Origin of the sequence: Corynebacterium sp. MSK019 (assembly GCF_030232425.1) — a bacterium.
GTDB lineage: Bacteria > Actinomycetota > Actinomycetes > Mycobacteriales > Mycobacteriaceae > Corynebacterium > Corynebacterium jeikeium_D.
On record NZ_JASPJT010000004.1, the window covers coordinates 1 to 15,961 of the forward strand.

The 15,961-nt window shown below is 56.3% G+C and carries 16 protein-coding genes and 7 tRNA genes; 16 read left to right on the forward strand and 7 right to left on the reverse strand.

Going from position 1 to position 15,961, the window contains the following annotated elements; genetic code table 11:
* Positions 1–128: 128 nt before the first annotated feature.
* The 6 genes from QP982_RS03640 to QP982_RS03665 form a co-directional block, all read right to left on the reverse strand.
* Positions 129–201: transfer RNA gene (locus QP982_RS03640), tRNA-Gly, on the reverse strand.
* 27 nt (positions 202–228) lie between these two features.
* Positions 229–303, reverse strand: a tRNA-Val gene (locus tag QP982_RS03645).
* A gap of 66 nt (positions 304–369) precedes the next feature.
* Positions 370–442: transfer RNA gene (locus QP982_RS03650), tRNA-Gly, on the reverse strand.
* A 27-nt stretch (positions 443–469) separates the two neighbouring features.
* Positions 470–544 (reverse strand) — tRNA-Val (locus QP982_RS03655).
* A 32-nt stretch (positions 545–576) separates the two neighbouring features.
* Positions 577–647 (reverse strand) — tRNA-Cys (locus QP982_RS03660).
* A 66-nt stretch (positions 648–713) separates the two neighbouring features.
* Positions 714–786, reverse strand: a tRNA-Gly gene (locus QP982_RS03665).
* A gap of 357 nt (positions 787–1,143) precedes the next feature.
* Between QP982_RS03665 and QP982_RS03670 the strand changes: the two genes are divergently transcribed.
* The 14 genes from QP982_RS03670 (at position 1,144) to QP982_RS03735 (ending at position 13,747) form a co-directional block, all read left to right on the forward strand.
* Positions 1,144–1,218 (forward strand) — tRNA-Val (locus tag QP982_RS03670).
* Between the two features lie 185 nt (positions 1,219–1,403).
* A complete protein-coding gene (locus tag QP982_RS03675) occupies positions 1,404–1,994 on the forward strand; it encodes a copper resistance CopC family protein (RefSeq protein WP_049190805.1) in 591 nt (196 codons plus the stop codon).
* Between the two features lie 4 nt (positions 1,995–1,998).
* Positions 1,999–2,607, forward strand: coding sequence for a copper chaperone PCu(A)C (locus tag QP982_RS03680; protein ID WP_049190804.1), 609 nt, complete (start codon positions 1,999–2,001; stop codon positions 2,605–2,607).
* 286 nt (positions 2,608–2,893) lie between these two features.
* Positions 2,894–4,120, forward strand: coding sequence for a Dyp-type peroxidase (locus QP982_RS03685; RefSeq protein WP_040361740.1), 1,227 nt, complete (start codon positions 2,894–2,896; stop codon positions 4,118–4,120).
* Between the two features lie 159 nt (positions 4,121–4,279).
* Entirely contained in the window at positions 4,280–6,274 is a 1,995-nt protein-coding gene (thrS, locus tag QP982_RS03690) for a threonine--tRNA ligase (protein WP_284870256.1), read from the forward strand.
* A gap of 151 nt (positions 6,275–6,425) precedes the next feature.
* Positions 6,426–7,061 carry an ATP adenylyltransferase gene (locus QP982_RS03695; protein ID WP_042388668.1) on the forward strand — a complete coding sequence of 212 codons (636 nt, stop codon included), beginning with the start codon at positions 6,426–6,428 and terminating at the stop codon, positions 7,059–7,061.
* Positions 7,055–7,756, forward strand: a complete 702-nt coding sequence (gene pgsA, locus QP982_RS03700) for a phosphatidylinositol phosphate synthase (RefSeq protein ID WP_049193676.1) — start codon at positions 7,055–7,057, stop codon at positions 7,754–7,756. Before QP982_RS03695 ends, pgsA begins: the two co-directional genes overlap by 7 nt.
* A gap of 11 nt (positions 7,757–7,767) precedes the next feature.
* A complete protein-coding gene (locus QP982_RS03705; protein ID WP_070429454.1) occupies positions 7,768–8,670 on the forward strand; it encodes a phosphatidylinositol mannoside acyltransferase in 903 nt (300 codons plus the stop codon).
* 2 nt (positions 8,671–8,672) lie between these two features.
* Positions 8,673–9,815 carry a glycosyltransferase family 4 protein gene (locus QP982_RS03710; RefSeq protein ID WP_070767465.1) on the forward strand — a complete coding sequence of 381 codons (1,143 nt, stop codon included), beginning with the start codon at positions 8,673–8,675 and terminating at the stop codon, positions 9,813–9,815.
* Between the two features lie 53 nt (positions 9,816–9,868).
* Entirely contained in the window at positions 9,869–10,372 is a 504-nt protein-coding gene (locus QP982_RS03715) for a hypothetical protein (protein ID WP_016422677.1), read from the forward strand.
* A 139-nt stretch (positions 10,373–10,511) separates the two neighbouring features.
* Positions 10,512–11,414, forward strand: a complete 903-nt coding sequence (gene pdxS, locus QP982_RS03720; RefSeq protein ID WP_049172998.1) for a pyridoxal 5'-phosphate synthase lyase subunit PdxS — start codon at positions 10,512–10,514, stop codon at positions 11,412–11,414.
* A 2-nt stretch (positions 11,415–11,416) separates the two neighbouring features.
* The gene (locus QP982_RS03725; RefSeq protein WP_016422678.1) at positions 11,417–12,295 is read left to right on the forward strand and encodes an acyl-CoA thioesterase; all 879 of its coding nucleotides are present in this window, start codon (positions 11,417–11,419) and stop codon (positions 12,293–12,295) included.
* Positions 12,295–12,915 (forward strand): pyridoxal 5'-phosphate synthase glutaminase subunit PdxT, encoded by a 621-nt coding sequence (gene pdxT, locus QP982_RS03730; RefSeq protein ID WP_048731318.1) that lies wholly within the window; start codon positions 12,295–12,297, stop codon positions 12,913–12,915. Before QP982_RS03725 ends, pdxT begins: the two co-directional genes overlap by 1 nt.
* A 79-nt stretch (positions 12,916–12,994) precedes the next feature.
* The gene (locus tag QP982_RS03735) at positions 12,995–13,747 is read left to right on the forward strand and encodes a YebC/PmpR family DNA-binding transcriptional regulator (protein WP_049172992.1); all 753 of its coding nucleotides are present in this window, start codon (positions 12,995–12,997) and stop codon (positions 13,745–13,747) included.
* Positions 13,748–14,106: 359 nt separating this feature from the next.
* On the opposite strand, the gene QP982_RS03740 is transcribed toward QP982_RS03735, so the two are convergent.
* Entirely contained in the window at positions 14,107–14,571 is a 465-nt protein-coding gene (locus tag QP982_RS03740) for a DUF3817 domain-containing protein (protein WP_049190796.1), read from the reverse strand.
* 115 nt (positions 14,572–14,686) lie between these two features.
* On the opposite strand from QP982_RS03740, the gene ruvC reads away from it, so the two are divergent.
* Together ruvC and ruvA are read left to right on the forward strand one after the other, a co-directional pair.
* Positions 14,687–15,244: a crossover junction endodeoxyribonuclease RuvC gene (gene ruvC / locus QP982_RS03745; RefSeq protein ID WP_048731311.1), complete on the forward strand. Its 558-nt coding sequence runs from the start codon at positions 14,687–14,689 to the stop codon at positions 15,242–15,244.
* Between the two features lie 82 nt (positions 15,245–15,326).
* The gene (gene ruvA, locus QP982_RS03750; RefSeq protein WP_284870228.1) at positions 15,327–15,947 is read left to right on the forward strand and encodes a Holliday junction branch migration protein RuvA; all 621 of its coding nucleotides are present in this window, start codon (positions 15,327–15,329) and stop codon (positions 15,945–15,947) included.
* The last annotated feature ends 14 nt before the right edge of the window (positions 15,948–15,961 follow it).

Sequence of the window (15,961 nt, forward strand, 5' to 3'; positions counted from 1 at the left end):
ATCCGGAAAGGGCCCATGAGATAAAAAGGGCCCACCCGGCGACACACCGAGCGGACACACTTTTTGTCACTTAACCCCAAAGGTTAAACGAAAACTCCCTCCCGGATACCCGGAAGGGAGTTGGTCTGAGCGGATGACGGGACTCGAACCCGCGACCCTAACCTTGGCAAGGTTATGCGCTACCAGCTGCGCTACATCCGCAAATACGCTCGCCCATAAGGGCTTACGTGGTGCGCGATACTAGGATTGAACTAGTGACCTCTTCCGTGTCAGGGAAGCGCTCTCCCACTGAGCTAATCGCGCTGGGGTAAAAGCTATATAGAAGCTTTCAAGCGCAACCCCCTTCCAGGAGAAGGGGGTTTTGCACTGAGCGGATGACGGGACTCGAACCCGCGACCCTAACCTTGGCAAGGTTATGCGCTACCAGCTGCGCTACATCCGCAAATACGCTCGCCCATAAGGGCTTACGTGGTGCGCGATACTGGGATTGAACCAGTGACCTCTTCCGTGTCAGGGAAGCGCTCTCCCGCTGAGCTAAACGCGCATTACATCGAAACCGGTAAGGAATCTCTGCTGAGGTGGAAACGGGAATCGAACCCGTGTACACGGCTTTGCAGGCCGTTGCCTCGCCACTCGGCCATTCCACCGTGAGGCTGCCGCCTCAGTGGTTGCCTCGAAGTTATACCACAGAGCTTAACTTCTTGAGAAACCAGAGCGGATGACGGGACTCGAACCCGCGACCCTAACCTTGGCAAGGTTATGCGCTACCAGCTGCGCTACATCCGCATCACGTTGCAAGGAGAGCGAAGAAGAATCTCAATTGCTCTCTTGCGGTGCGAAAGATACTTTAGCGTGCTTGTGCGATTGATTACAAATTACCAGGTGAACATCTGTATTGTGCCTGTGGGCGTAGGGCTAAAGACCAACCTTTGATGCCTCTGAATCGCAACGATGTCATTTATTCGCTTTCGTGGGTTGGTTACTGGGGGCTATCGAGTCGCTATCGTCATGGAGTTCCATTGGTGGGGTAATAAATCGTCGAACTGCGCAATCGCAAACGCAATGCAACCCAATTAGGGAAACTTCCAAAACGCGTGCTAACTTATTCCGCAGAGCAGCAAAGGCTTAGTGCTTTTCTGTCCGAGTCCCATAGCTCAGTGGAAGAGCGTTCCGTTCACACCGGAAAGGTCGCTGGTTCGAACCCAGTTGGGACTACCATTTAAAACCCCGGTCGACGCATCGTATAAAAACTGCGCGGCCGGGGTTTTGCTGTGTGACCTGAACTATATTCGTCCCTCTCGGGAACTTTTCTGGACTACCATCCGACAATAGGTATAAGGGCAGCGGTCAGACTACTGCTGTTCTTCTCGAACTGTCCCGCTTAAAGGAGTTGAACTGTTCTAGTGAGTCCCCGGGTCGCTTCAGGCGAAACGTTTCGGTTCTCAAAGTCGGGTTTCCGGCGTGCAGTAGCCGCTGCTGCGGCGCTTGTAGTCTTTGCAGGTGCGTCAGTTATTAATGCTGGCCCCGCGCATGCTCACGATTCCGTGCTGTCGTCTAACCCAGGCGACAAGCAGGTTCTCGATGAATTTCCGCACCACGTTTCTCTCAAGTTCTCCGGCAACCCCAAGAACAATTTCAACACCGTTGCAATTAGTGATGCAGATGCCAAGGAAGTCCTGTACTCCCACGAGCCAGAGGTAGTGGGTAATGAGGTCTCTTTGGATATCCCTGAGGATATTAATCCAGGCCCTGGTAACTACATCATTGGTTTCCAAATCACCTCCTCTGATGGTCACTCCACCCGAGGAAAGACCTCTTTTTCAGTGGCTGATCCGGATGCTGCTGGCGCAGCCGAAGCCGGGGCAGAATCTCGTCAGACCGGTGCGCACGCCGAGGAAACGAAGTCAATACCGCTATGGGCTTATGGCCTCGGTGGTGGACTCATCGTCATCATCGCCGCTGTCGTCATCGTTATTAATCGAAAGGCAAAATAGACACATGAAGCTCAATCGCACTGCAACTACACTGATCGCTGGTTCCGCAGCTCTGACCCTTGCTCTGGCAGGATGCTCGTCCGACGATAACACTGCTGCTGAGGTGACTGAGTCCGCAACCTCCGCTGCGACCGAAGCTACCTCTCAGATGGAGAAGAGTGATGCTGCTGTGCAGCTGGCCGATGCCTACATCAAGGAAAAGCCGGCTGACAAGGGCATGACCGCCATCTTCGGTACGCTGACCAACAACACCGATAAGGACATCAAGGTTTCCTCCTTCAAGCTTGAGGGGCTGAAGGAAGGCACGAAGTTCGAGCAGCACGATACCAAGGACGGCAAGATGTTCGAGGTGCCGGAAGGTTTGACGATTCCTGCTAATGGCGAACTCGTTCTCGAACCGGGTAGCACTCACTTCATGATCATGAACAATGATGAAGCTATGGATGTGGGAGCTGAGTACAAGCTCGTCATTGAGCTTTCCGACGGCTCTAGCATTACCCAGGACGTTGAGGTTCGTGTCCAGCCAGCAGGTGAAGAGGACTACGGTAATGACGGTGACCTGAACAACCCAGAGCACATGGGTGGCGGTGAGATGGATCACTCGGGCCACTAATTTTTGTGACAAGTTGATCAAGCAATCGTTCGTCGTAAAGCGGGCGTGAGCTCAGGTACGTCGAGGAATTGACTAGCTGAATCTAATGGTGGCAGAAGCGCTGGAGTTGGCAGGTTATTGCAGCATATGCAACGAACTCCGGCGCTTTTCTTTTTCCGAAAAAGGTTTTCGATACGGTCGAATTGGATAGGCCAGTGGTTGCGTTGAAGCTATTGAAAAGTTGGCGGATCCCCAGCCATCTCATGTGTTCCAGTTCGAAGTAATCAGAAAGGTAAGAGTGCACAAAATGTCCGAAGGCTTTTCCAGAAGGCGTTTTCTTGGCGGGCTCGGCACCGCCGCAGGAGCCTCAGCGCTCGCCCTGGGGGCGCCGGAAGCCCAGGCGATTGGGTTGGAACGTCCACAGGAAGAGCCACCGAAACCGCCTTTGCAGACAGCAACCGTACCTTTTGATGGCGCTCACCAGGCGGGGATTGCGACGCCCGCACAGGCGAATCTATGGCTAATAGCCTTCAACGTGAAGAAGGGGGTCGATCGCAATCGCCTCCAAAACCTCATGCGTGCCTGGACGGATGACGCCCGCCGAATGACAGCCGGCAAGGCTACTCGAACGGATTTGGAACCCGAGCTCATGGGGAGTCCGGCCAATCTGACTATCACAGTTGGATATGGGGAGAATTTCTTCACAATCATCGATAGGGAAGACCAGAAGCCTGAGTGGCTGGGAGATCTGCCAAAGTACGTTAACGATGAGCTCCGCCCGGAGTGGAACGGCGGAGACCTGTGCCTGCAGATTTGTGCGGACGACCCAGTAATGGTCTCCCATGCGGCCCGAATGATGATCCGAAATGCAGGTTCTTATTTGGATGTTCACTGGGTGCAAGCTGGTTTCCAGCACGCCAATGGTTCTACGCAGGAAGGCGAGACCCCGCGCAATCTCTTCGGTCAGAAGGACGGTACGGTCAACCCGCGCACTCGTGAAGAATTCGACAAGCAGGTGTGGATTGATAGTGGTCCGGATTGGTTGCGGGGCGGTACAGCGATGGTTGTCCGCCGTATCGAAATGGATATTCCAGGCTGGGATGTGTTGGACCGCGAAAGCCGCACTGTTATTACCGGCCGAGATATCGGCACCGGCGCGCCAATTGGAGGTAAGGACGAGTTTGAGACCGTCGACCTGGCGAAGACTGATGAATATGGTCTGCCTCTGACGGATCCGAACAGCCATGTTGCGCTGTCAATGCCTCCGAAAGAGAAACCTAATCAGCGGATTCTGCGACGGGTCTACAACTATGACCTGCCACCGGAACCGAATGGTCGATTCGAGACCAACACCGGCCTGGTATTCATTTGTTTCCAGAAGGACCCGTTGGAGCAGTTCAATCCGATTCAAGAGCGGCTGTCCAAGAACGACCGTCTCAATCAGTGGATTTTCCACATTGGATCCGCCGTGTTTGTTATGCCACGAGGAACTTCTGAGGAGGAGTACTGGGCCCAGGACCTTTTCGAGGCCTGAGTTTTGACCGTGCGGTAAAGTGTGTGAACGACTGACGAAGGTCACCAGGTATGTGATTTTCGAAGACACTTTGAAAAGGAGTACACGCACGCCGTGTCAGAAGAATTTGCAACCCCAGCACCGTTTTCCGTGCCCGCAGGAGTTTCTGCGGGCGAGGCGATGAGAGACCTGGGTTTCCCGAACAAGGGCGTTGACGCCATCGTTTGTGTCCGCGACCCTGAAGGCAATTTGAAGGATCTGTCCTTTAAGCCAGAAGTGGAAACCGTCTTCGAGCCCGTTCCGGCGAATACTCCGGACGGTCGCGATGTCATCCGCCACTCTGCGACTCACGTGATGGCTCAGGCCGTGCAGTTGGAGTTCCCTGGGACGAAGCTGGGCATTGGCCCTGCCATCGACAATGGTTTCTACTACGACTTCCGTGTCGATGAGCCTTTCTCGCCGGAGGATCTCAAGCGCATCGAAAAGCGTATGAAGAAGATCATCAAGTCTGGTCAGCGATTCGAGCGCTTCGCGTTCGAGTCTGCCGATCAGGCGCAGGAAGCGCTTGCCGACGAGCCGTATAAGCTCGAGCTGATTGTTGAAAAGTCGGCCGGCAAGGTGGCCGAAGATGATGAGGCCAATGTCGACGTCGGTGGTGCAGGCACGACCTTGACCGGCTACCGCAACGTCAATCCGCGTACCGGTGAGACCGAGTGGTTTGATCTTTGCCGCGGCCCGCACGTGCCGACCACCCGCTACATCCCTGCTTTTAAGATCATGCGTTCTTCCGCTGCGTACTGGCGGGGTGACCAATCTCGAGATAACCTGCAGCGTGTTTACGGCACTGCGTGGGAGTCCAAGGAAGCGTTAGACGAGTACCTCGACCGCATGCTCGAGGCTGAGAAGCGCGATCACCGCCGTTTGGGCTCCGAGCTGGATTTGTTCAGCTTCCCGGATGAGATTGGTTCTGGTTTCCCGGTATTCCATGTCAAGGGTGGCATCATCCGCAACGAGATGGAGCAGCACTCCCGTCGCCGTCATATCGAAGCGGGCTATGACTTTGTGAACACGCCGCACGTAACTAAGGGTGACTTGTTCAAGAAGTCTGGTCACCTGGACTTCTACGCGGATGGCATGTTCCCGCCGATGCAGCTCGACGGCGAATATGACGAACACGGCAACTGCACCAAGGCTCCGCAGGACTACTACGTCAAGCCGATGAACTGCCCGATGCACAACCTCATTTTCGCATCGCGTGGTCGCAGCTACCGTGAACTTCCGATTCGTATGTTCGAGTTCGGCACCGTCTACCGCTACGAGAAATCAGGCGTTATCCACGGTCTTACCCGAGCCCGTGGCTTTACGCAGGACGATGCCCACATCTACTGCACCGAGGATCAGCTGGAAGAAGAGCTCACTAATGTCCTCGACTTCATCATTTCGCTTCTGCGTGACTACGGCCTGGATGACTTCTACCTGGAGCTGTCTACGAAGGACGAAAAGAAGTTCGTCGGCTCGGATGAAATTTGGGAGAAGTCCACAGCTATTCTTCAGCGCGTTGCAGATGCTTCTGGCCTCGAGCTCGTTCCTGATCCGGGCGGAGCCGCTTTCTATGGTCCGAAGATTTCCGTCCAAGCCCGCGATGCCATCGGCCGTACTTGGCAGATGTCGACGGTACAGCTCGACTTCAACCTGCCGGAGCGCTTCGAGCTCGAGTACACCGCACCTGACGGAACCAAGAAGCGCCCGATTATGATTCACCGTGCGCTTTTCGGCTCCATCGAACGTTTCTTTGGCGTCCTATTGGAGCACTACGCAGGTGCTTTCCCGGCTTGGCTGGCTCCGGAACAGGTTGTTGGTATTCCGGTTGCGGATGACTGTATCCCACACCTGGAGGGCTTTGCTGTACAGCTGAAGTCTCGTGGCATCCGCGTCCACGTGGATACGTCCGATGACCGCATGCAGAAGAAGATTCGCAACCACACCCAGGCCAAGGTTCCGTTCATGATTCTGGCTGGTGCCCGCGACATTGAGGCAGGCGCCGTCAGCTTCCGGTTCCTCGATGGTACCCAGATTAACGGGGTGGCAGTTGAGAAGGCTGTGGACATCATCTGTGATTGGGTTGCTTCGCGGAATAACGAACAGCCGAACAAGGAGAATGTCTCTGCTCTCTAGAGGTCGTTAACGCTCTCTAATTCGACCGCGTTGTTTTAACTGGTGAACCACGCGTGGTAATCCAAAGAAGTTGACCGCGAGGTCGTAAACTACAGCAGAGAAATATATGTGGTCGGGGCTCGAATGGGGTCCCGGCCACGCAACGAAGGGGATGGCAGTGAATCAGTCGGGAAGTGAAGAGTTGCCTCCGCAGCAGCAGGGCAATGCCGGCCAGCAGGAATCGTCTGATGGCGTATACGTCGACAGCGGTTACGGCGAACCGGATCGGCTCACGCGCTTATGGGCACCCTACCGGCTGGACTACATCGTCAAGCGTGGTGTGCATAACTCCAAGCCATCTCGTAACCCCTTCGTTGATTTGCCGAAGCAAAGCGATGAGGAAGCACTCATTATCGCTCGCGGCGAGTGGGTGTACGCCGTTTTGAATCTGTTCCCGTACAACCCAGGGCACCTCATGGTGGTTCCATATCGCGAAGTCGCCAACCTTGAGGACTTGACCGACGAAGAAACAGCCGAGATGATGCGATTTGCCAAGCATGCGGTTCGTACTCTCAAATCGGTTTCGCGCCCGCACGCCGTCAATGTAGGTTTCAACTTAGGCAAGGCCTCCGGCGGTTCGGTCGCCGATCACCTGCATATGCACGTCGTACCGCGCTGGTCGGGTGACAGCAATTTTATGACCGTGATCGATGGCACCAAAGTGTTACCGCAGGCTCTTCGTCAGACTCGCGAGTTGCTTGCCGACGGCTGGCGTGCCCTTAATCAAGAGGATGGGGCAGCATGCTGAGTGTCCGTGGCAGGGCTCCAATCCGCCCAGTAGTTGAACCGATTGCCGCTGCACTTTTGCGGGTCGGCATTAGCCCGAACACGGTCACCCTGGTGGGAACGGTAGTTTCCGTTCTGCTTGCGGTAATCCTGATTCCTACCAACCATCTTTTCGCAGCTGCGGTGTCAATCGCTATTTTCACTGCTTTTGACCTGCTCGATGGCACGATGGCCAGACTTCGAGGGCAGGGAACGAAATACGGAGCGACGCTGGATGCTTCCTGTGACCGCATTACGGATGCTGCACTGTTCGGGGCGATAGCGTATTGGGTGGTGTATCACCATGACGCGGATTCAGTGCTGCTTATTCTGACACTGATCACTATGGGATCTTCCCAGGTCATTTCCTACGTTAAGGCTCGGGCAGAAGCTAGCGGCCTCAAGGTCAACGGCGGTCTCGTCGAACGTGCGGAGCGCCTGATTATCGGTCTAATCGGCATTGGGCTCCAGGGGCTTGGCGTGGACTATGCCCTCTACGTCGCAATGTGGCTCCTGGCGATTGGTTCGGTATTCACCGTCATTCAGCGCTTGTACATGGTGGCTAAGCAGCCAGGAGCGTTGGATCCCATCGCCCCGCCAGAAGGCGCAGCTGATAGTTCATCTATCAACCCTGACTCTGCTACGAAGTCCACGGGTTCGGCTGATTCCAACAACTAAAGGAGGATACGATGACTAGTTTCTTCCTGCCTCGCTCGAAAGATGATTTCGTTGCGCTCGGCTATATGGCCGGGTGGAAGATTTTTGGTCTGCTGCCGGAACGCGTGGCCTACCGCATCGGCAACATAGCCGCCGATCGGGTAGCAGCAAATCCCACGACGACCCGCCAGCTTCGCAAGAACCTGGCTCGCGTTATGGGCTGTCCGCCTGAGGAAGTGCCGCAAGGGCTTATTCGGGCTTCCATGCGTTCCTATCTACGCTATTGGGTGGAGGCATTCCGGTTGCCCTCCATCGCCTCTCCAGAGCTGGCAGACACGGTCGAATCCACCAGCGATGGGCTCGAACGAGTTGCTGAGGCCCTCGAGGCCGGAGATTCCATCGTCATCCCACTGCCGCATTCTGGTAACTGGGATATGGCAGGTATGTGGCTCGTTTCCCGCCATGGCCGGTTCAGTACCGTGGCGGAACGGCTGAAGCCAGAGGTGCTTTACGACGCTTTCGTGGAGTACCGCGAATCCCTCGGATTCCACATTCTCCCGCTTACCGGTGGCAAACCCGCGATGCCGGAACTGCAGAAGCGATTGGAAGACGGTGGCGTTGTGTGCCTGCTGTCTGATCGTGACTTCGGCGGCCACGGGGTCCCGGTCACTTTTTTCGGCGAGCAGACGACAATGCCGGTCGGCGCGGCAAAGCTGGCACAGGACACGGGCGCTCGGCTTATGCCCGCGGGCCTGTCCTACACGCGCGATGGTTGGCGCTTTGTAGCGCATCCATTCGTGCCGACTGAGGGGCGCAATCTAGCTGACATTGTCCAAGACATCGCTACTGTTTTTGAATCTGATATTGCTCAGCATCCAGCGGATTGGCACATGATGCAGCCACTGTGGCCAGCGGATAAGAAGAGGTCAAAGTAGCCGTGCGAATCGGAATGGTGTGCCCGTACTCGTTCGATGTTCCAGGTGGGGTTCAAGCTCACGCGATTGACTTGTGTGAGGAGTTCATCCGCCGCGGCCACGAGGTCAGTCTTATCGGCCCGGCTAGCGCGCAGGCGGATGTGCCGGATTTCGTTATTCGAGGTGGTGCCGCCATCCCGATTCCGTATAACGGCTCAGTCGCTCGGCTGTCTTTTGGTCCCCGCACGAGCCGTCGAGTCCGCACATGGATCGAGGAAGGTAGCTTTGACATTCTTCATATCCATGAGCCGAATTCGCCCAGTTTTTCAATGCTGTCGTTAGTAAACTCGGTCGGGCCAATTGTCGCGACCTATCACTCTGCGGCGACGGACTCCCTAGCATTGAAGTTGGCCACGCCATTTTTGCGGAAGTACCTTGAACGCATTCGGGGAGGCATCGCTGTCTCGGAAGTGGCTCGTCGCTGGCAGGTTGAGCAACTCGGCGGCGACCCGGTTCTCATTCCCAATGGTGTCCGTGTTGGAGATTTTGAGTCCTGCCCGGCCGCCTCATCGTTGCCTGAGATCCCGCCACGGCGTGAGGGGGTCTATCGGCTCGTGTTCCTCGGACGCTTCGACGAATCTCGTAAGGGCTTTGACGTGTTGCTCGACGCGCTGCCGGCAATACGTGCAGAGATTCCACAGCTTGAGGTCTGTGTTGTTGGTGATGGTGATGTCGCGGCAGCTCGTCGTAAAGCGGGCAGAAACGCAGATGTCCTGCATTTCGTCGGCAGACTGTCGGAGGATGCTAAGGCGTCAATACTCGCCGATGCGGATGCGTACATTGCCCCGCAGCGTGGTGGAGAGAGTTTCGGCATCGTGCTGGTAGAGGCGATGGCGGCGGGTGCGCCGGTGATCTCCAGCGACATCGATGCGTTCAAACTCGTGCTTGACGACGGCCATTACGGGCTTCACTTTGAAAACGGTAACTCCGCAGACCTTGCGGATGCAGTCGTACGCCTTTTGACGCAGCCAAAGTTGGGGGAGGAGCTTCGCGCACTCGGGCATAAACGGGCTTGGGAGTATGACTGGTCGCAGGTCGCCGACGGCGTTCTGCGTGTGTACGATACGGTGCGCATGGATGGCGAAAAGGTCGTCATTGCGCCATAGAGATTTCCGTCGTGTTAGCTGATTAAACGCAGCGGAGTGAAAGTGGGTTTTCGGTGGACGTAACCGTTCCAATCTGGGTCGTTGTCCTAGTCATTGCGCTGATTGTCGTACTCGTTAGCGGTTTGGTGGCTTCATCGACAGCGACGCGTTTGAACCGTATGCACATTCGCACGGACTTGGCGCGTTCTTCACTGGAAGCGGCGTTGGGGCGAAGGGCCGCAGTCGCTCGTGCCGCCTACCCGGAACTCGCCGGCGTAGTGACGAAGGTGGAAGCCACACCACTTAGAGCCAACAACACTGGACAGCGCGCAGACGTGGAAAACGAACTGACTAGGAAAATTGTGGCGCTCTATGAGGAACAGCCCGTGGACCGAACGATGGCAATTGAGCTTTCTGACGCCCACACGCGGCTCGAGCTCGCCCGCCGTTTCTACAATGATGCGGTGACGGATACGAAAGCACTGCGAGCCAGGCCGCTAGTACGCGCGCTGCGGCTGGCGGGCACTGCACCCGAACCGGAATATTTCGATGTTGCAGACGGACTGACAACTGCTTAATTGTGGGAAAATTCGCTGTTGTGCTGGAAGTTCGCCGTGTTTTGTGACTCAATGAACAGCACTGTCTAGTTCAGGCGTTATAGTGTTAAACGACTACAAACGGTCACATTCACCAGTTTTATTAGGGAAGTAGGGTTCGTTGAGCACGGTTGAGAACAACTCCGGGCAGGGCACCGCACGCGTGAAGCGCGGTTTCGCTGAGATGATGAAGGGCGGCGTCATTATGGACGTCGTTACGCCGGAGCAGGCCAAGATCGCTGAAGATGCCGGCGCAACTGCCGTGATGGCGCTGGAGCGTGTCCCCGCCGATATTCGCGCAGAGGGTGGCGTGTCGCGTATGTCTGACCCGGACATGATCGAGGGCATTATCAATGCCGTCTCCATTCCGGTTATGGCCAAGGCCCGAATCGGCCACTTTGTTGAGGCACAGGTTCTGCAGTCCCTCGGTGTTGACTTCATTGACGAGTCCGAGGTTCTGACCCCGGCCGATTACTCGAACCACATCGACAAGTTCGAATTCACCGTGCCTTTCGTCTGTGGTGCGACCAACCTGGGTGAGGCTCTGCGCCGCATCAACGAGGGCGCTGCCATGATTCGCTCCAAGGGCGAGGCCGGTACCGGTGATGTCTCCAACGCTGTGACTCACATGCGCACCATCCGCGCTGAAATTAACCGTCTGCGTTCTATGGCTCCGGACGAGCTCTATGTTGCCGCCAAGGAGCTGCAGGCACCGTACGAGCTGGTACGCGAGGTCGCTGAGACCGGTAAGTTGCCAGTCGTGCTGTTCACCGCAGGAGGCATTGCAACTCCGGCTGACGCTGCAATGATGATGCAGCTCGGTGCCGAGGGTGTCTTTGTTGGTTCCGGTATCTTCAAGTCCGGTGATCCGGAGAAGCGCGCCAAGGCTATCGTCCAGGCAACCCAGCACTACGATGATCCGAAGGTCATCGCTGATGTCTCCCGCGGTCTCGGCGAGGCAATGGTCGGCATCAACGTCGACGAGATTCCGCAGCCGCACCGACTCGCTGAGCGTGGCTGGTAAAAATGGCTAACATCCGCGAGGTATTAGATCTGGAGCAGATTGACCGGGACATTTTCCGTGGCCCAGTCATTAAGTCAATCCTGCAGCGCACTTTCGGTGGCCAAGTTGCCGGCCAGTCCCTCGTCGCGGCGACGCGCACGGTGGGTAATACCTTCGCGGTGAACTCCCTCCACGCCTACTTTGTAGGCCCGGGCCGCCCCCATATCCCGACGGTGTACATGGTCAAGCGTATTCGCGACGGCCGGTCTTTCTGCCACCGATCCGTCGAAGCTGTGCAAGATGGCCGTACGATTTTCGTCATGCAGGTCAGCTTCCACCGTAAGGGGGATGAGGGACTCGAGCACTCTGACGTGATGCGCAAGGTGCCAGATCCTGAAGACGTGGTCACCGACACCTCTGAGATGACGAACACACGTCGTCTACTAATGCGCGAGTGGGCGGACTGGGATATCCGGGTAGTGCCGGATGATCAGTTCGAACACAACAAGTACACCCCGTCCCAGCAGCTGGTATGGTTCCGGTGCAAGGATCGCCTGCCGGATAACGAGACCTTCCACGTCTGCACGCTGGCGTACATGTCGGATATGACTTTGCTGTCATCGGCACTCGTTCCGCATCCAGGCGTTGAGGTCCAGGAAGCCAGCCTCGACCACGCGATGTGGTTTATGCGTCCGTTCCGTGCGGATGAATGGCTGCTCTACGACCAGATTTCGCCATCGGCGCACGCGGGTCGCGCATTGACTCACGGTCGCATCTTTAACCAAAAGGGCGAGCTCGTGGCCGTCGTCACGCAGGAAGGGCTGACCCGAAGCCTGGCCCCGGGTGTCGAGCCCGTGCCAGTGGCGACGAACTTCGATGCTCGCAGTGAGAACCTAGATTAATGACACAGGAAACAATCGGTATCCTCGCTCTTCAGGGCAACGTTGCCGAACACGGATATGTGCTTGACCAGCTCGGCGTCCCGCACCGAAAGGTGCGCTTGCCCCGTGATCTGGAAGGGCTTAGCGGCCTAATTTTGCCCGGCGGCGAGTCCACAACCATGAGCAAGCTGATGGTCTTCAATGAGCTTGAAGACCCGCTGCGGGAAGCCCTCCGCGATGGCCTTCCGGCATATGGCACCTGCGCAGGCATGATTTTGCTTGCCGACGAAGTGCTCGATACCCGTCCGGATGCCGTTAGCCTGGGAGCGATTGACATCACGGTCCGTCGTAACGCATTTGGCCGGCAAGTGGATTCCTTCGAAACTGACTTGGATATTCCGCAGCTAGCGATCAGCGGTGACCAGCCGCCTGTACACGCCGCCTTTATTCGCGCACCGTGGGTCGAGCGTGTCGGTGATGATGTTGAGGTGCTAGCGCGGGTGCCAGAATCGGCTGGAGAGACCGCAGGTACAGTGGTCGGAGTACGGCAGGGGGCTGCGATGGCCACCAGCTTTCACCCGGAGTCGACGGGGGAGACGCGGCTCCACGAGTTCTTTTTGCGAGAGCTTGTCGGAATTTAAATCCCCGGTTTGTATAATGAACACCTGACGAATTCCCATCTACATGGGTATTGACGAGAGGATTGGTAGGAACTAGCACATGGCGGGTCATTCAAAATGGGCAACCACAAAGCACAAGAAGGCTGCTAATGACGCCAAGCGCGCCAAAGAGTGGGCAAAGATGATCAAGAACATCGAGGTCGCGGCTCGTACCGGCGGCGGTGATCCTGCTGGTAACCCCACCCTCGATGACATGATCAAGAAGGCCAAGAAGGCCTCGGTTCCCAACGACAACATTGAGCGTGCCCGCAAGCGTGGTTCCGGCGAGGAGTCCGGCGGTGCTGACTGGGAGACCATTGTCTACGAAGGCTATGCACCTGGCGGTGTCGCTTTGATTGTGGAGTGCCTGACTGATAACCGTAACCGTGCTGCTTCCGATGTGCGCTCGGCGTTCAACAAGAACAACGGCAACATGGCGGACAACGGCGCCGTGGCTTACCTGTTCGAAAAGAAGGGTGTCGTCGAGCTGCCGAAGGGCGAACTGACCGAGGATGACCTGCTTATGGCGGTTCTCGATGCCGGTGCAGAGGAGGTCAACGACCTGGGCGAAAAGTTCGAGGTTGTCTCCGCCTTTACCGATCTGATGAATGTCCGCACCGCTCTTGTCGATGCCGAAATGGAGTATGACTCCGCAGATCAGGACTACCGGGCTTCTACCACGGTCGCTCTCGATGCTGACGGTGCACGCAAGCTCTTCCGTCTGATTGACGCTCTCGAAGAGTCCGACGACGTGCAGAACGTCTACTCGAACGCCGACATCAGCGACGAGGTTATCGCCGAACTCGACGACTAGGCGTTTGCTTGGCGACGGTTCCGCTGACCGGCTTCCCGGCGTTAAAGGGGTGCCCGCGCAGGGTAGTCCGCAGCGCTGAATTGCGCGGTGAGCTGGTGTGAATGGAAGATCCCCATCGGAGAGTCGTCCGATGGGGATTTTTTGGGGAAAAACTACGGGCTGCAAATGTGAAACTGTGCGAGTTTATGTCACTATCAGACGATTTTACAGGTCATTTTTGTCATAAACGCAGTCAGTAACTCGCATTGGGGTAAGTAGCGAAGGGTGCCCGCCCGCCGACGCACCGGTCGACACGCCAGACGGACACACTTTTGCCAATAAACCCGATTTTGGTTTCTGAAAGTTTTAGTAGAACCGTTTTAAGAGAACCACTGAGTCGGAGGTCCCGCCATCAGCAACAGTGTGAAGACCACGGCGAGAACAATCAGGATGACGAATGCCGAGATAAACGGGCGGCGAATAATCATCGCGAGTGCCCACTCGAAAATGCCCTGTGGCTCCTCGGATTCGTCGGTAAAGCGCCAGGGCCGATCCAAGAGGCCTGCCTTCAGGGTGTTTCGTTCAAACGGATAGGTTGCGAATGGAATGATAGAAGAGGCGAGGCCGATGACACCGCGGCCAAAGCTCCACTGCTGGTTGATCCACACCATGATGGTGGTGACTACGTAGCACAGGAACGTAAAACCGTGGATGCCGCCGAAGATGGTGGTGGCGATGTCAGTGACTTTGAACAGGTACTTCAGTGCCAGCCCCAAGAGCAGCAGAGCCCACGTGACCATTTCAGCTGCAGCGAGAACGCCGTAGAGCTTCTTCGGTGAATTCATGGTGTTAAACCTATCAGAACCAACGGTTGGTACCCCGTGTAGCTACGATACAAACAGCTGTTCGAAATGTGGTATTAGTGGAGAGGTGAATTATCGAGCTGGATCTCTGCGGGTGATGGGTATCGACCCTGGCCTTACTCGTTGTGGTCTCTCCATTGCGGAAGGTGCTCAGGGCAGGAAAGTCATTCCCATTGCGGTGGGGGTCGCCCGCACACCAACCACGGCATCGTTGGAGGATCGTCTTCTACGGCTTTCCAATGCCGTGGAGCAGTGGATGGATGAGTACGAGCCGGACGTGGTTGCGATGGAACGGGTATTCGAGCGCGGCAATGTGTCCACCGTAATGCAGACTGCGCACGCGGTTGGTGTCCTTGTCCTCGCTGCGGCGAGACGCGGTTTGGAAGTGCATATGTACACGCCGTCGGAGGTAAAGAAGGCGCTTACCGGCAACGGTCGGGCTGATAAGAAGCAGATGACCATGATGGTGACGAGAATCCTCGGGTTGGAAACTCCGCCAAAACCTGCGGACGCAGCGGATGCGTTGGCCATCGCTATCTGCCACTGTTGGCGTGGTCCGGTTCTGCAACGCCAGCGCGACACCTTGGCTGCGCTTGCTAAGCAACACGAGGAGCGGGAGTTGGAGCTTTCTCGCCGTGAGAATCCCTCGCGGTAGGGGAGCCTGCTAGAGCACACTTGTGAGTTCGGCGTTTATCTCGGTGTCTTTCGGGAAGCCGTAGTGAAAGGAATTGTGAGAAGTGATTGCATCTCTACGCGGTGAGGTTATCGATCTCGGTGCGGACTATTGCGTTATCGAGTGCGGTGGTGTCGGGCATTTGGTCACCATTACAGGCAGGCTAGCTTCCCAGTTGGTGAGGCATGAGCAGACTTTTATGTTGACCACAATGGCGGTTCGTGAAGACGCGATTACGCTCTTTGGTTTTACCAATTCACAGGAACGTGAGATGTTTGCGCTCTTGCGCACTGTCTCGACAGTGGGGCCAAAGGTGGCGATGTCAGTTCTTTCGGTACTGTCGCCGGCCGAGATTGCCAATGCGGTCGCCTCAAAGAATGCGAAGGCCTTGCAAGTAGCTAACGGCGTCGGCAAGCGATTGGCGGAGCGCCTGTTGGTTGAATTGAAGGATAAGGTCGAAGTTTTCGCGGACAGGGCGGTATCGCCGCTGGAGGAAGCTGCAAACGGAGCAGCACCTGGCATTGTTTTGAAGGCAGATCTGGATCAGGTCGTTGGTGCTTTGGTCGGGCTTGGGTTCCCGGAAGCTGACGCGAATGAGGCAGCGGAGACCGTTGTTCGGATTGATCCGACCTTGGATACTTCAATGGCGCTGAAGGCGGCGCTAAAGACATTGGGCGAGAAGTAAATCCAGGTTGAGGA

Excerpts from the sequence above, each read along its gene's own strand:
- QP982_RS03680 (WP_049190804.1), top strand. The coding sequence starts at position 1,999 with ATGAAGCTCAATCGCACTGCAACTACACTGATCGCTGGTTCCGCAGCT.
- QP982_RS03735 (WP_049172992.1), top strand. The coding sequence starts at position 12,995 with ATGGCGGGTCATTCAAAATGGGCAACCACAAAGCACAAGAAGGCTGCT.
- pdxT (WP_048731318.1), top strand. The coding sequence starts at position 12,295 with ATGACACAGGAAACAATCGGTATCCTCGCTCTTCAGGGCAACGTTGCC.
- ruvC (WP_048731311.1), top strand. The coding sequence starts at position 14,687 with ATGGGTATCGACCCTGGCCTTACTCGTTGTGGTCTCTCCATTGCGGAA.
- thrS (WP_284870256.1), top strand. The coding sequence starts at position 4,280 with ATGAGAGACCTGGGTTTCCCGAACAAGGGCGTTGACGCCATCGTTTGT.
- QP982_RS03695 (WP_042388668.1), top strand. The coding sequence starts at position 6,426 with ATGGCAGTGAATCAGTCGGGAAGTGAAGAGTTGCCTCCGCAGCAGCAG.
- QP982_RS03725 (WP_016422678.1), top strand. The coding sequence starts at position 11,417 with ATGGCTAACATCCGCGAGGTATTAGATCTGGAGCAGATTGACCGGGAC.
- QP982_RS03740 (WP_049190796.1), bottom strand. The coding sequence starts at position 14,571 with ATGAATTCACCGAAGAAGCTCTACGGCGTTCTCGCTGCAGCTGAAATG.
- pgsA (WP_049193676.1), top strand. The coding sequence starts at position 7,055 with ATGCTGAGTGTCCGTGGCAGGGCTCCAATCCGCCCAGTAGTTGAACCG.
- QP982_RS03705 (WP_070429454.1), top strand. The coding sequence starts at position 7,768 with ATGACTAGTTTCTTCCTGCCTCGCTCGAAAGATGATTTCGTTGCGCTC.
- QP982_RS03685 (WP_040361740.1), top strand. The coding sequence starts at position 2,894 with ATGTCCGAAGGCTTTTCCAGAAGGCGTTTTCTTGGCGGGCTCGGCACC.